Source organism: Stenotrophomonas sp. SMYL89 (assembly GCF_036319985.1).
GTDB lineage: Bacteria > Pseudomonadota > Gammaproteobacteria > Xanthomonadales > Xanthomonadaceae > Stenotrophomonas > Stenotrophomonas maltophilia_Q.
On sequence record NZ_JAWIRW010000003.1, the window covers coordinates 123,796 to 137,967 of the forward strand.

General features: G+C 66.5%; 9 protein-coding genes and 1 tRNA gene. 6 read left to right on the plus strand and 4 right to left on the minus strand.

The annotated features are described in order from the left end of the window. Nucleotides 1-31 precede the first annotated feature (31 nt). Nucleotides 32-925 carry a 4-hydroxybenzoate octaprenyltransferase gene (gene ubiA / locus V3B41_RS05060; protein WP_329860300.1) on the minus strand — a complete coding sequence of 298 codons (894 nt, stop codon included), beginning with the start codon at nt 923-925 and terminating at the stop codon, nt 32-34. Between the two features lie 149 nt (nt 926-1,074). Between ubiA and V3B41_RS05065 the strand changes: the two genes are divergently transcribed. From V3B41_RS05065 to V3B41_RS05075, 3 genes are all read left to right on the plus strand, one after another. Next, nucleotides 1,075-1,151, plus strand: a tRNA-Arg gene (locus tag V3B41_RS05065). 137 nt (nt 1,152-1,288) lie between these two features. Further along, the gene (locus V3B41_RS05070) at nt 1,289-1,993 is read left to right on the plus strand and encodes a DUF433 domain-containing protein (protein ID WP_049431914.1); all 705 of its coding nucleotides are present in this window, start codon (nt 1,289-1,291) and stop codon (nt 1,991-1,993) included. Beyond that, nucleotides 1,990-2,403 (plus strand): DUF5615 family PIN-like protein, encoded by a 414-nt coding sequence (locus V3B41_RS05075; protein ID WP_049431911.1) that lies wholly within the window; start codon nt 1,990-1,992, stop codon nt 2,401-2,403. The genes V3B41_RS05070 and V3B41_RS05075 overlap by 4 nt, the downstream gene beginning before the upstream one ends. An 88-nt stretch (nt 2,404-2,491) precedes the next feature. Here V3B41_RS05075 and V3B41_RS05080 read toward each other — a convergent pair whose 3' ends face one another. The 3 genes from V3B41_RS05080 to V3B41_RS05090 form a co-directional block, all read right to left on the minus strand. Beyond that, nucleotides 2,492-3,847 carry a Gfo/Idh/MocA family oxidoreductase gene (locus V3B41_RS05080; protein WP_197650190.1) on the minus strand — a complete coding sequence of 452 codons (1,356 nt, stop codon included), beginning with the start codon at nt 3,845-3,847 and terminating at the stop codon, nt 2,492-2,494. A 65-nt stretch (nt 3,848-3,912) separates the two neighbouring features. Next, complete coding sequence (locus V3B41_RS05085; protein ID WP_005414779.1) at nt 3,913-6,888, minus strand: TonB-dependent receptor; 2,976 nt, start codon at nt 6,886-6,888, stop codon at nt 3,913-3,915. A gap of 133 nt (nt 6,889-7,021) precedes the next feature. Beyond that, the gene (locus V3B41_RS05090; protein WP_329860304.1) at nt 7,022-10,381 is read right to left on the minus strand and encodes a TIM-barrel domain-containing protein; all 3,360 of its coding nucleotides are present in this window, start codon (nt 10,379-10,381) and stop codon (nt 7,022-7,024) included. Between the two features lie 322 nt (nt 10,382-10,703). Here V3B41_RS05090 and V3B41_RS05095 point away from each other — a divergent pair, with 322 nt between their 5' ends. Genes V3B41_RS05095 through V3B41_RS05105 form a run of 3 tightly spaced genes read left to right on the plus strand, consistent with a single transcriptional unit; the run spans nt 10,704 to nt 14,153 of the window. Then, nucleotides 10,704-11,870: an SIS domain-containing protein gene (locus tag V3B41_RS05095; protein ID WP_049431904.1), complete on the plus strand. Its 1,167-nt coding sequence runs from the start codon at nt 10,704-10,706 to the stop codon at nt 11,868-11,870. After that, nucleotides 11,863-12,801: an ROK family protein gene (locus tag V3B41_RS05100; RefSeq protein WP_049431901.1), complete on the plus strand. Its 939-nt coding sequence runs from the start codon at nt 11,863-11,865 to the stop codon at nt 12,799-12,801. Before V3B41_RS05095 ends, V3B41_RS05100 begins: the two co-directional genes overlap by 8 nt. A 17-nt stretch (nt 12,802-12,818) precedes the next feature. Then, nucleotides 12,819-14,153 (plus strand): D-tagatose-bisphosphate aldolase, class II, non-catalytic subunit, encoded by a 1,335-nt coding sequence (locus V3B41_RS05105; RefSeq protein WP_049431898.1) that lies wholly within the window; start codon nt 12,819-12,821, stop codon nt 14,151-14,153. Nucleotides 14,154-14,172 lie beyond the last annotated feature (19 nt).

Genomic DNA, 14,172 nt, shown 5'->3' on the forward strand with positions numbered 1-14,172 from the left:
GTAGAGCCGAGCCTACGCTCGGCTGCGCTTCTCAACGCAGCGCCAGGTCCACGGCGATGCCGGCAAACAGCGCGGCGCCCACCCAGTTGTTGTGCAGGAACGCCTTGAAGCACGGACCGCGCTCGCGGGTGCGGCAGATCCAGAACTCGTAGACCACCAGCACCGTGGCCACGGCCACGCCAGCCAGGTAGTAACCGCCCAGCCCGCCGCGCACGCCAACCAGCGCCATGGTGGCCAGGAACAGCGCGTACAGCACGCCCTGGATGACCAGGTCCAGGTCGCCGAACAGGATCGCGGTGGAGTGCGAGCCCATCTTCAGGTCGTCCTCGCGGTCGACCATGGCATACCAGGTGTCGTAGGCGGTGGACCACAGGATGTTGCCGGCGTACAGCAGCCAGCCCAGCATCGGCACTTCGCCCTGCACGGCGGCAAACGCCATCGGGATGCCCCAGCCGAACGACATGCCCAGGTAGACCTGCGGCAGGTGGGTGTAGCGCTTCAGGTACGGGTAGCTGGCGGCGAGGAACACGCCGATGAAGCTGAGGCCGATGGTCAGCCCGTTCAGGGTCAGCACCAGGCCGAACGCCACCAGCATCAGTACCGCGAACAGGGCCAGCGCGGCGCGGCCACTGATCGCGCCGGTCGCGAGCGGGCGCGCCTTGGTGCGCTCCACATGCGGGTCGAGCCAGCGGTCGGCGTAGTCGTTGATGACGCAACCGGCCGAGCGGGTCAGCCACACGCCGGCGGTGAACACGAACAGCGGCCACAGCGGCGGCAGGCCGCCCGCGGCCAGCCACAACGCCCACCAGGTGGGCCACAGCAGTAGCAGCGTGCCGATCGGGCGATCAGCGCGCATCAGACTCCAGTAATGCCGCCAACGCGGCGTCGCCGGCGACTGCGGCGAAGTGAGGGGGGTATCAGCCATGCCGATAGGATACTCCTGCCCCTCCGGCAGGGCTTTGCCCGTGGGGGGAGATTTGTTCGGCGAAACTGGATAGAATGCCGGTCCCGCACCGCCTCATGGCGCTGCGATGCCCGCCCCGGCACTGGCCGACGGCGCGGCGGTTCTACAACGCGCCCGTAGCTCAGCCGGATAGAGTAGTGGCTTCCGAAGCCATTGGTCGGGGGTTCGAATCCCTCCGGGCGCGCCATTTCCTTGTCGGCATCGGCCTGCCAATCACCGGGCAGATTCGCCCACGCACGTCCCCGTTCTCATTTCATGAGTCCTGCGGGGCGCAGAATGTGGCTCTGTACTCCAGCTCCATTCGGATTGAGTAGACTCACTGCCATGGGTATCGCCTTGCCAGCACGGGACAGCCTCGGCGTCGGTCTCTATTCCTACGCCGATGCCGCGCGCTTCATTGGTGGCAGCTCATCGGAACTGCGCCGGTGGCTGAAGGGCTACCAGGGCCGGAAGCACGGGAATCCGGAAGCCCACCCTCCCCTGTGGAAGTCGCAATGGGCCGATTCAGAGATCGATGGCATTGGCTTTCGCGATCTGATCGAGCTGCGCTTCGTCCGCACATTCGTCGCATGTGGCGTGCCACTCAACCTGGTACGGCGAACCATCGTAGAGCTGAACGAGCGGCTCGGTAAGGAGTACCCCTTCACCAGCACCAGCTTCAAGACCGATGGGCGCCGCATTTTCATGGAGCTCGTGGGCGACAGCGGCGATGCCGCCTTGGTGGATGTGGTGAAGCGCCAGGACGTGATGCGCAAGGTCATCGCACCTTCACTGCGTGACGGCATCGAACTGGGCATCGATGATCGTGCCGAACGATGGTTTCCACTGAAGGGCTCCCGCGCGGTGGTGTTTGATCCCCAGCGCAGTTTTGGTCAGCCCATCCTTTCCGAATCGGGGGTTCCTACCATCGCCATTGTTGAGGCGCTGCGCGCCGAAGGTGGCGACGAGCGTCGCGTGGCCAAGCTGTATGACCTGCCTCTGACTGCGGTGAAGAAAGCACTGCAGTTCGAGAATCGAGCCGCGCCTTGAAGGCGCAGATCGATGAGAATCTTCCGCCCGCGCTGGCTCGGGCCATCGACGCCATTGCAGGAACGTACCAGCACGAAGTCTGCCACGTAAGGGAGTTCGTGAAGCCCGGCACGACCGACCTCGAACTCTTCGAAGCGGCCACCCAGCGTGGCATCCGCGTGCACGTTACCCAGGATCATCATCATCGCAGGCCTGCAGAGCGCGAGGCCATCGCACGCCTCGGCCTGACTGTATTCGTGCTGGCCAAAGGTTGGAGCACGTTCAACCACTACGAGCGCGCAGCACGTCTTCTGGAGTGGTGGCCAAAGATGATGCAGCAGGCCGAACTCGTGCAACCGGGTGCAATGTTCCGCGTACCGCATGCCAGGGCGTCCGGGGGACGGCTGACGCAGATCAAGGTGTCGCGGTAACGGCTTGCCATTGCAGGGCAGCAACGCCAGGCAGTGCCCGGCGTTGCCTTCACGCCAGTCGAGCATAGCTCGACTCTATAAGTACGGGTCAGTACCTGCCGTCGAACGCAAAGATCGGCTTGCGCTGCTTCCACGCACCAGCAGTAAAGTCCGGGAACTCCAGCGTCTGGAAACTGTTGGCGATCGACTGCTCGCTCAACGGCGTGATCGCGCTCCACGTCACCGCGTCGTAGATGTCGATCGGCATCGGCGCCTTGGCCTTCAGCGCTTCAACAAACGCATGGATGACGAACCAGTCCATGCCACCGTGGCCGGCACTGGCGGCGGTATCGGCATTCTGCTTCCACAGCGGGTGCTCGTACTCGTCCTGGTACTTCTTGAACTCTTCCCACTGGTGCGGCGGGCTGCGGCCTTCGATGTGGATCGAGTGGTTCACATCCATCCACAGGCCCTTGGTGCCCTGCACGCGGAAGCCCATCGAGTACGGGCGCGGCAGCGAAGTGTCGTGCTGCAGCAGGATGGTCTCGCCGTTCTCGCAGGCCAGCGTGGTGGTGACGATGTCGCCCAGCTTGAACTTGACCTTGGTGCTGGGGTGGGTGGTGCCGCCACTCTTGGCCACGGTGTATTCGTGCAGGCCGCGGGCCTTGGTCGCGAATGCATTGATGTGGGTGAAGCGGTTGCCACGGTTGATGCCGGTGTACATCGCGCACGGGCCAATGCCGTGGCTGGGGTACAGTTCGCCATTGCGCTGCACCGAATGCTCGGTGCGCCAGCGTGCTTCGCTCCAGCCCTTGGGACCGAATTCCACGCCACTGTCGTAGGGCTGGTTCGGGTCGCCGGAATTGAACTTCACGCCGCGCAGGTCGTGCTGGTAACCGGCCTGCAGGTGCACCAGTTCGCCAAACAGGCCCTGGCGCACCATCTGCAGCGCGGCCATCACGTCGCGGCGGTAGCAGACGTTCTCCAGCAGCATGTACGGGGTGCCCGTGCTCAGCTGGGTCTTCAGTACATCCCAGTGGTCCTGCAGGGTGATGCCGGCCACCACTTCGCAGCCCACGGCCACGCCGGCCTGCATCGCGGCAATCGCCATCGGCGCGTGGTATTCCCACGGCGTGGCGATGATCACGCCATCGATGCCCTTCTGTTCCAGCAGGCGCTTCCAGGCATTGGTATCGCGGTCCTGGCCGTAGGTCTTCGGAGCCGGCTTGCCGGCCTTGGCCACCATGTCCATGGCACGGCCGAGCATGATCGGTTCGATGTCGCACAGCGCGACCACCTCGACGTCGTCGCGGCGCACCAGCTCCTTCAGCAGCACCAGGCCACGCATGCCGGTACCGATCATGGCCAGGCGCACCTTTCGGCCACGCGCCCAGGCCGGGGTCTGCGGCAGCAGGCTGCTGGCGGCGACAGCGGCACTGGCCGCGATGAATTCCCTACGCTTCATGGCAAACATCTCTCCTCTTGGCAGCGTGCCGGCCGCAGCCGGCACGCCAGGTCACGCAAACGGAATTACTTGAAACGGTAGCCGATGGTCACACTGTAACCACGGCCGAAGATGGTTGCGTAGTCACTGGAGTCACCCAGGAAGCTGTTCGGATCGTAGAACGGCAGCCGATTGAACAGGTTCTTGACGGTGAAGCTCAGGTTCCAGGCATCATCCGGGCGCCAGGTGACGCTCATGTTGGCGGTCCACCACGACGGCGCACCATCACACTTGCTCTTCTGCAGGGCCAGGTAGCCGCCGGTGCAGGTTTCCTTGTTGTTGCTCACTTCATCGACCTGGTCGGTGGCCCACTTGGTGCCGCCCACGTAGTTGACGAACATGCTGGTGGTGACCTGCTTGTAGGTCCAGTCGGCATTGAGCGTGGCACGCAGGCGCGGGTTGTTGTAGTAGCCCACTACGTCGCCGTAGTACCAGCCATTCTCCGCATCCATGTAGAAGCGGTTGCGGTTGGCAATGGTGGCGGCCAGGCCGATGTTCAGGTTGCCCCAGTCACCCAGCGAGAAGCGGCTGCGCGCATCGATGTCGAAACCGTCGATCAGCGTCTTGCCACGGTTCTTGTACTGGCCCACCACGCTGGCCACGTTGCCGGCCGAGTAGCCCGGCAGCACCGACGGGCAGCTCACGCCACTGGCCGGATCGGCACACATCGCCGCCAGCTGGGCCAGGTTGGCACGGTCACTGTCGGTGATCGGCGAGCGCGACATCGAGATGATGTCTTCCATGCGGCGATAGTCCGGCGCGACGATTTCGTTGTTGCGGTAGATGAACCAGTAGTCGGCCGACACCGACAGCCAGCTCGCCGGCTCGTACACGAAGCCGAGGGTGGCGATCTTCGCCTTCTCCGGCTTCAGGTCCTTGTTCGGCTGGGTCATGCGGGCCACGGTGCGGCTGCAGTCGACGTTCAGCATGTTCTTGCCCAGGTCGACATCACCCGGCCGCTGCGACTTCAGCAACAGGTTGGCGATGGCGTTGGTCTCGTTGCAGCGCAGCTCGTCGCGGAAGCCACCCAGCTGCGCGAATACACCACCATTGCCGGACTCGGCCAGGCTGGGTGCGCGGAAGCCGGTGGAATAGGTACCGCGCAGCATCAGCTGGTCGAACGCCTGGTACTTGAAGCCGATCTTCGGCGCCACGTTGGCGCTGAAGTTCGGGTACTTGTCCACGCGCACCGCAGCATCCAGCTCCAGCTTGTCGGTGATCGGTGCCACGGTCTCGGCGAACAGCGCGTAGGTGTTGCGCTTACCGTCGAACCACGAGCCGCCCTGCTGTGTGATCAGGCCGTTGGCTGCATCGGCGTTACCCGGCGTGTAGAAGGTTTCGCGGCTGGCGTTGAAGCCGAATGCCGCACGCATCTCACCGGCCGGCAGCTGGAACAGCGGGCCTTCGATCTTGCCGTCGAGGGTGTGCAGGCGAGTCCACGACTGGATGTCAAAGGTCGGGAACGCTTCACGGATCAGTGCGGCGTTGGCTTCGCTGATCTCGCCGAACTTGTACGCCGGATGGTCGGAGATGATCACGCGGCCGGTGCCCGGATCGATCGTGTACGGGCCGAAGGCCTTCTCGAAGCCCTTGGTGTTGACGTTGATCGTCTGGTAGGTGGTGGAGTGGGTGCCGGCGCTGGCGAACGCGGTTTCCCAGTTCCAGTCGCCCCGATTGCCACGCGCACCGGCCAGCACGCGGTAGCTCTTGTCGGTATTGCGCTGGCCGAAATAGTTCGGGCCGGCATCCTGCAGCAGGTAGTTCAGGCCGACCACACCGCCCATCATCGCCTTCATCTGCGGGCTGGCGTGGTTGTACTCGTTGTTCGGGCCCAGGAACGGGTACAGGAACTGGTTGACGGTGTTGCCGGTATTGCGCGAGAACCAGCTGGTCGGGTTGCCGGTGGTGGTGCCGTAGGTGCGCGGCGTACCGCCGTTGGCGCGCAGGTCGATGTCGGTGTAGGTCGCCTCGGCGAAGATCTCGGTGCTGTCGCCGACCAGGAAGGTGCCGTTGAGGTAGGCGGTGTTGCGCTCGGACTTGGCACCGGCGTCGATCTCGTTGTTCATCCAGGTTTCCCAGACGCAACGCGGACCGGCCGCTTCACTGGTCAGCACGTTCCTGCAACCCGGCGCAGCTTCCTGCACACGGCGGCCGGTGACCGGATCGAAGGCGAAGTAAGTACCCGGATTGAATTCACCCGGCTTGCTGCCCACGCCCAGGCGCAGGTTGTTGAGGTAGTTCGGATTGTTGACGTAGTACTGGTCGGGCCGCTTGTCGTAGAAATCGCTCAGCGGGATCGCGTCGCGGCGGTACATGTTCACCGCGCCGTAGATGTTGAAGCGGTTCTCGGCCAGGTCACCGAAGCCGGCGGTGATGCTGGCCTGGCGTTCGCCGTAGGAGTCGATGCGCGAAGAGGTGTCGTTGGTGAAGCTGACCTCGGCACCCTGGAAGTTGCGCTTGGTGATCACGTTGATCACGCCGGCCACCGCGTCGGTGCCGTACACCGCCGAGGCGCCGTCGGTCAGCACTTCCATGCGCTCGATGGCCGCAGCCGGAATCGCATCGATGTTGACGAACTGGGTCTGGAAGCCGGCCGGTGCACCGTAGTACGACAGGCGACGACCGTTCAGCAGCACCAGCGTGCCCTGCGCGCCGAGGCCACGCAGGTTGGCCTGCGAGGCACCGTCGGAGCCGGTGAACAGCGAGCGCGCGTCCTGCTGCGCCGGGCGGGCGGCCGGCAGGTTGTCCAGCACCTGCAGCAGCGTGCGCGCACCCATGTTCTGGATGTCCTGCTTGCTGATCACCTGCACCGGCGAGGCGGTTTCAACGTCGGTGCGGCGGATGTTCGAGCCGGTGACCTCGATGCGGGCCAGGTCGGTGGCCTTGTCCTTGCTCTCCTGGGCGAAGGCAGGAACGGCGACCGACAGCAGCACGCCGGCGATGGCCAGCGACAGCGGAGCGATCGAACGACAGGGGGGGCGGTGGTGGCGTGCGGGCAACATCGGGGTTCTCTCCTGGCAGGGGTGCAGCGCAATAAGTGAGCGCGTGGGCGTTCGGCGGGCAAAACGCTCCCGGGCCACGGCCATGAGGGCCGTAGTCGGAATGGGCGGGGGGAGGAGCGGTGTTACGAGGGGGTCATGGGGCGACGATGCTGGCGGAGTCGCCCTCCTGGCCGATCAGCACGGCGTTGGCCCAGTTGGCACAGACCTGGGCGGGTTGGCTGCCCTGCGCACCCAGCGTGCGCAGGCTCAGGGTGGAAAGGCCACGGATGTCCAGCTCCGGCTTGACCACGCCGGGTGCCTTCACCAGGCCGCTGTCGTACAGCAGGCGGTTGTCACCCCAGACCTGGAACTGCAGGCCGCCGGCGCTGCGGCACGCGTCGTCAATGCCGAGGTCGGCGCGCAGCAGGTGCCAGCCGCCCTGCAGGCGCAGGTCAATGCGGCTGTTGGCGCCGACGCCCAGGCCACGGCGGAACTGCAGGCCGTTCATGCGCATGCCGGCATCGCCACGGAACGGCTGGTCGGCGCGCACCTGGCTGGCCAGCGCGGCCGGCACCGGCAGCTCGGAGAGATAGCGCTGCCGGGCCGGTCGCTCCGGTTCCTGGTGTTCGAGGATGTGGAAGGTGGACAATGCGATCGGGCCGACGTCGCGCGGCTGCAGCGCATCGAAGGCACGGGCGCTGCCCTGCGCGGCGGTGACCATCGGGTCGGTGCTGCTGGCGCCGTCGCCTTCGGGGTTCTGCACACTCAGCACGCGGAAGCGCAGCAGGCGGCCGGCATGGGCCGGGAAGTCGATGCGCTGCACGCCCTCCTTCAACTGCAGGCGGCCACGTGCGATCGGCTCACCCCACTCGCCATTGCTGTCGCCCAGGTACACCTCGTAGTCACGCACCTGGCCGTGCTTCCAGTTCTTGTCGTTGCGCGGCGCGATGTCGATGCCATCGATCATCTTCCGCTCACCGAACCCGATCACCCACTCATGCGCACCGGTGCGCACGGCCTGGTTGCGCACGCTGCGGAACCAGGTGTTGGGATCATCGTCGAAGGCATTTTCCAGCGCGTGGCCGGGTTCTTCGGCCGGGCGGTTGACCACCAGCAGGCTGTCGGCCGGCAGTTCGCGGCCGAGCACCGGTGCCGCCGGATAGGCATCGTCGGCAGCGGCGGCGGCGACCGCGAAGTCCAGCTGCAGCTGCAGCGGCTGGCGGATGTCCTGGCTGGCGGTCCGCACATGCAGGGTGCCGCGACGCTCGGCAGCATCGAAGTACCAGCCTTCAGCCGCAGCGTTGAACGCAGCGGCATCAGCCAGCACCGGCAGCACGCGGCCACCGGCCTGCACCGCACGCGGTGCCTGGCGGCTGAGCACACGCAGGCCGTAGCGGCGCTGCGCCAGCTGGCCGTTGTAACTGCCCTGCACCGCATCGATCTGCACCTGCACCGGGCCACTGCCCTGCGCCGGCGCCTGCACGCGGATCCGCTGCGTGCTCGACTCGCCCTGCTGGTAGCGGCGGGTGTTGCCGTCGTCTTCGTACAGCGTGTACTGCGAGTCGCCCTGCGGGTACAGGTCGAACGTCACTTCATCAAGCGGTTTCTCGCCGTCGAACAGCATCGACGGGTACATCGGCAGGATCGCACCGGCACGCACGAATACCGGCAGCGTGGCCAGGTCCACCTGGCGGTCGAGCTGGCGGCCGTCGGCGCCGGCCTGCACGCGGCGGCCATCCCAGTAGTCGATCCAGCCTCCGGCCGGCAGGTGGATGTCGCGACGCCAGCCACGACTGGCGGCCTGGCTGCGGTACACCGGCGCCACCAGCAGGTCGCGGCCGAGCAGGAACTGGTACTTGTAGGTTTCATCCTGCGCGTGCGGGTCGCGCGGGTTGTCCCACATCAGGCCACGCACCGGCGGCGCGCCGGTCTGCGCGGCCTCGTGCACCAGCCCGTACATGTACGGGGTCAGGCGCATCTTCAACTTCAGGTAATCGCGGTTGATGCTGCGATAGGGCTCGTCGTACCACCACGGGTGCTTGCGTGCGTTCGACGACCAGCCGCTCATGCCCATCAGCACCGGGGTGAACGCCTTCCACTGCAGGTCGCGGGTGAAGGTCTCGGCGCTGCCGCCGAAGATCGCATCCACATCACCGCTGGCATAGGCCATGCCGGACAGGCCCGAACCGACCAGGGTCGGCACGTGCCAGCGGATGTAGTCCCAGCTGCTGCTCTGGTCGCCGGTCCAGGCCACAGCGTAGCGCTGGATGCCGGCCCAGCCCATCACCGTCCACAGGAACGGGCGCGAATCGGAATTGTCGAGGATGCCGTTGAACGCCTGGCGGTTGGCGTCCATCGCGAACTGGTAGCCCTTGCCGGTCCAGGCCACGTCCAGCTTCTGCACGCGGCTGCCGGCCTTGCCCACTTCCCAGGCGATCTTGTCGACACCGTTCTCGGTCCACAGGCCGGTGCGGAAACCGTAGCCGGCGAGCCCCTTCACCGTTTCCGGCAGCTGCTTGTAACCGCAGCCGTAACCATCGTTGGGCAGGATCCAGCCACCGGGCATGTCGTGCTCGCGGTACTGCTTGGCCACCGAGTCGATCACATCCGGCGTGGTGCCGGTCGGGCCGTCACTCCAGCCTTCGGGCACGGTGCCGGGCTTCTTGGCATTGTCACCGTCGTTGTAGCAATCGGCATCGCCATAGGACAGCGCCCAGCGCGCCACCATGTTCGGGCGGCCGGTCAGCTGGGTGTAGCGCTCGATCAGCTTGGGCAGGTCGGCGCCGACGAAGTAGTACGCGTCGAAACGGTCTTCGCGGTGCAGCAGCGTGGCCTGGTCGGGCTGGCGCAGGTCGTAGCTGCCATCGCTCCAGGTATTGCGCAGCATGCCCCAGCCCCGGCTGCTCAGCAGCATGGGTGCCGGGCTGGGACGGTCGCCCTCTTCCCAGCCGCCGGAGTAGGACACGTCCAGCTCGCGGCCCTTGAACTGGTAACGGCCGTTCTGCTGGCCGCCACCGAAATAGCCTTCGTCAGCCTGCGAGGACAGCACCTGCACGCTCTGCGCGGCATCCAGGTCCAGCGGCTGCAGTTCCTGCCACAGCGCGGTGGGCTGGCCGTTGTCCAGACGTTCCAGGCGCATGCGCAGCGGCTGCCGCTGCACATGCAGCACCAGCGCATCGGTACGCACGCGGATTTCCTGCGCGTCTTCTTCCAGCTGCGCCTGCACGTTCGTCTTGGGCTGCGGCAGCACGATCGGCGCGGCCTTGTCGCCGGCGCCGGTCAGCTTGCCGTTGCGGCCGGCCTGCACGCGGATGATGTCGGTGGCCGGCAGTTCGATACGGATGCGCGCGCCCTTGTCGGTCTGCAGGTCCCAGCCGCGCACGCCATCGCGGCTGTCGCTGGCGCTGACCGAACGCAGGTTGCCGACCGGCTCGGCCCGGGCCGGCATGGACGCCAGCATCAATGCCGGCAACAGGGCCAGCATCAGCGGCGAGCGACGAACGCAGTTTTCCACGCGGACTCCCAACCCGTTCACCGGGCGTTTCGAAAGCGATTGGGCCGACTCTAGGGCAGCGATTCGAAAGATGTCAACAAATTGAAAGGAAAAAGGAAGATATATTCCATTGAAACGAAAGTTGTTGCGTCGCAATACTTTGTGTAAGCGCTTGCAGCCGCCTGTTAAGCATTGTGCGATACGGCATCCGGCGGATTCTTGCGTTTTCCGACGTGCTCTGGTCAGAGCGAAGCCGTAGTCACATTTTCTTTCTTTTTGCTTTCGCTATTTGACATTTCGAAAGAAAACGCAGATGGTGCGCTGGCCCAACTGGAACCTCCGAATGGACGTCACCCTGCTTTCCGATGTGTCCGCCTGGCAGCGCCTGGGCGGAGCCGATACCGCTACCGAAATCGCCCAGCAGCCTGCGCTGTGGGAATCCCTCGCCCAGGACCTGTCGCGTGCCCGCGACCGCCTGCAGGCCTTCCTCGGCGACAGCCTCAATGACCCGAACCAGCGCGTGCTGTTCACCGGCGCCGGCAGCTCCGGCTTCATCGCTGAAATGGTGGCCGACGCGATCAATGCACAGTGGCCGGCCGAGGTGCGCGTGGTGCACACCACCAGCCTGCTGACCCACCCGGCGCTGTACCTGCAGCGCGACCGCCCGACCCTGCTGGTGTCGTTTGGCCGCAGTGGTTCCAGCCCGGAAAGCGTGGCTGCGGTGGACCGCGTGCGCGCCGATGTGGATGACGCACGCTTCCTCGACATCACCTGCAACGCCGATGGCGAACTCGCCCGCCGCGGCGCCGGCCGCGCAGATACCTGCACCCTGCTGATGCCCTCGGCCAGCTGCGACCGCGCGTTCGCGATGACCAGCAGCCTGACCTGCATGCTGCTGGCTGCGCTGACTGTGTTCGACCGCTCGTCGTGGGATGCCCGCGTGGCACGCCTGAAGCAGGTCGCCGCGCTGGCCCGTGAAGGCCAAGCGCAGTGGGATGCACCGGTGGCAACGCTTGCGCAGGGCCCGTTCAACCGCGTGATCTATCTTGGCAGCGGGCCGCTGGAAGCGCTGGCCCGCGAGTGTGCACTGAAGGTGCTGGAGCTGACCGCCGGCCGCGTGCTGGCACTGGCCAACACGCCGCTGGGCTTCCGCCACGGCCCGAAGTCGACGCTGGACGGCAATACGCTGGTGGTGGTGCTGCGCAGCGTGCAGCCACTGGCGCGCCGCTACGAACAGGACCTGCTGGAAGAACTGCGCCGCGACGGCGTGGCCGGCCAGGTGCTGGCGATCGGCCCGCACTCGGATATCGGTGCCGATGACGAGTACACCCTTGTGGTGCCGCCGCTTCACACTGCATTCGACGACCCCTGGCTGGCGCCGGTGTGGCTGGGCTTCGCGCAGCTGTTCGCATTGCAGCGCTCGGCCGCACTCGGCCTGACCCCGGACAACCCGTTCCCGGACGGCACCGTCAACCGCGTCGTCAAGGGCGTCACCATCCACCATGGCTGAGCTGATCGCCCACGCCTGCTACGGCATCGACATCGGCGGCACCAAGATCGAGCTGGTGGCGTGCGATGCGGCGATGCAGGTCACCTGGCGCCGTCGGGTCAGCACGCCGCAGGGCGACTACGACGGTTTCCTGCAGGCGGTGGTGACCCTGGTCGCCGAGGCCGATGCCGCGCTGGGTCGCAGTGATGCGGCCATCGGCATCGCCCTGCCCGGCGTGCGCGATCACCGCAGCGGCCGCCAGCTGAGCGCGAATGTGCCGGCATTGACCGGCCACAGCGTGGCCGCCGACCTGCAGGCACGCCTGCAGCGCCCGCTGCACTTCGGCAACGATCTGCAGTGCTTTGCCCTGTCGGAAGCACACGGCGGTGCCGCCGACGGCTATCCCAGCATGTTCGGCGCCATCCTCGGCACCGGCGCCGGCGGCGGCTTCTGCCTGCAGGGTCGCCTGCTGTCCGGCTTCAACGGCCTGGCCGGCGAATGGGGCCACTGGAGCGTGCCCGGCCACCTGCTGCAGCGCCATGGCCTGCCACTGATCGACTGCGCCTGCGGCCTGCAGGGCTGCGTGGAGCGCTACGTGTCCGGCAGCGGGCTGGCGATGATCGAGCGCCATCTGGGTGGAAGTGCGGTGGATGCCAGCGCGGTGATCGCCCTGGCCGAGGCCGGCGACGCGCGTGCGCGCCAGGCGCTCGACATCCACCGCGATCTGCTTGGCCACAGCCTGGCCGCGCTGGTGCTGGCGCTGGACCCGCACGTGATCGTGCTGGGCGGCGGCCTGTCGCAGTACGCACCGCTGTACCAGCAGCTGCCAACCGCCGTCTCGGCGCATCTGTTCAACGGCGTGCAGGTTCCGCCGATCGTGCCGCCGCGCTTCGGCGATGCCGGTGGCGCCCGTGGTGCCGCCCTGCTCGCCTGCCAACCCTCGTTTTCCTGATTGACCGGAGCCTGACCATGTCCCCGTTGCAGACCCTGCTTGCCTCCCACCGCGCCGGTGCCAACGTCGGCCTGTACAGCGTCTGCTGCAGCAACGAGCAGGTGCTGCGTGCGGCCATGCACGTGGCGCTGGCGCACGGCACCGTGCTGCTGGTCGAGGCCACCTCCAACCAGGTCGACCAGTTCGGCGGCTACACCGGGATGACTCCGCCGCAGTACCGCGATTACGTCAGCACGCTGGCCGATGAGGAAGGTTTCCCGCGCGAGCGGCTGATCCTGGGTGGCGACCACCTCGGCCCGAATGCCTGGCAGAAGCGCCCGGCTGCCGAAGCGATGACCCACGCGCGCGTGCTGATCGAAGCCTACGTCGCCGCCGGTTTCCACAAGATCCACCTCGATTGCAGCATGTCCTGCGCCGATGACCCGGTGCCGCTGCCGGACGCCATCGTCGCAGCGCGTTCGGCCGAGCTGGCTGAAATCGCTGAGCGCACCGCTGCGGATCATGGCCTGCCGCCGCCGGTCTACGTGATCGGTACCGAGGTGCCGATTCCCGGTGGCGAAGCCTCGCTGGCCGAGGGCCTGCAGGTGACCACGCCGGCCGCCGCCGCGCAGACCCTGGCCATCCACCAGCAGGCGTTCGACACGCCGCTGCTGCGCGACGCGTGGCAGCGCGTGATCGCGATGGTCGTGCAGCCGGGCGTGGACTTCGACCACAGCAGCGTGCACGAGTACGACGCGGCCGCTGCCAGCGCGCTGGCTGACTTCCTCGAACAGCAGCCACGCATCGTGTTCGAAGCGCATTCCACCGATTACCAGCGCGAAAGCGGCCTGCACGCGTTGGTGCGCGACCACTTCGCCATCCTCAAGGTCGGCCCGGCGGCGACCTTCGCCTACCGCGAAGCGCTGTTCGCGCTGGCCGCGATCGAGGCCGAACTATTGCCGGCGGCGCAGTGCTCGCGCCTGCCGCAGGTGCTGGATGAAGTGATGGTGGCGCAGCCGAAGTACTGGCAGTCCTACTACCAGGGCGATGAGGCAGCGCTGCGCCTGCTGCGCAGCTATTCCTTCAGCGACCGCTGCCGCTACTACTGGGGCGAGCCCGCGCTGGTGCAGGCGGTGCAGACCCTGTTCGCCAACCTGGAACGGCACGCGCCGCCGCTGGTGCTGCTCAGCCAGTACCTGCCGGAGCAGTACCGTGCCGTGCGCGAGGGCACCCTCGCCAACACCCCCACCGCACTGGTGCAGCACCGTATCGGCCTGTGCCTGGGCGAGTACGCCCGTGCGTGCAGCGCCAACCAGGCCGGAACCCGCACGCAGAACGCAGGCTCGGCTGCTGCCGCTGCTGCGAACGGCTAATCTCTACCTTTCCCCGCGA

Excerpts from the sequence above, each read along its gene's own strand:
- V3B41_RS05080 (WP_197650190.1), bottom strand. The coding sequence starts at position 3,847 with ATGAAGCGTAGGGAATTCATCGCGGCCAGTGCCGCTGTCGCCGCCAGC.
- V3B41_RS05085 (WP_005414779.1), bottom strand. The coding sequence starts at position 6,888 with ATGTTGCCCGCACGCCACCACCGCCCCCCCTGTCGTTCGATCGCTCCG.
- V3B41_RS05100 (WP_049431901.1), top strand. The coding sequence starts at position 11,863 with ATGGCTGAGCTGATCGCCCACGCCTGCTACGGCATCGACATCGGCGGC.
- V3B41_RS05070 (WP_049431914.1), top strand. The coding sequence starts at position 1,289 with ATGGGTATCGCCTTGCCAGCACGGGACAGCCTCGGCGTCGGTCTCTAT.
- V3B41_RS05105 (WP_049431898.1), top strand. The coding sequence starts at position 12,819 with ATGTCCCCGTTGCAGACCCTGCTTGCCTCCCACCGCGCCGGTGCCAAC.
- V3B41_RS05095 (WP_049431904.1), top strand. The coding sequence starts at position 10,704 with ATGGACGTCACCCTGCTTTCCGATGTGTCCGCCTGGCAGCGCCTGGGC.
- ubiA (WP_329860300.1), bottom strand. The coding sequence starts at position 925 with ATGGCTGATACCCCCCTCACTTCGCCGCAGTCGCCGGCGACGCCGCGT.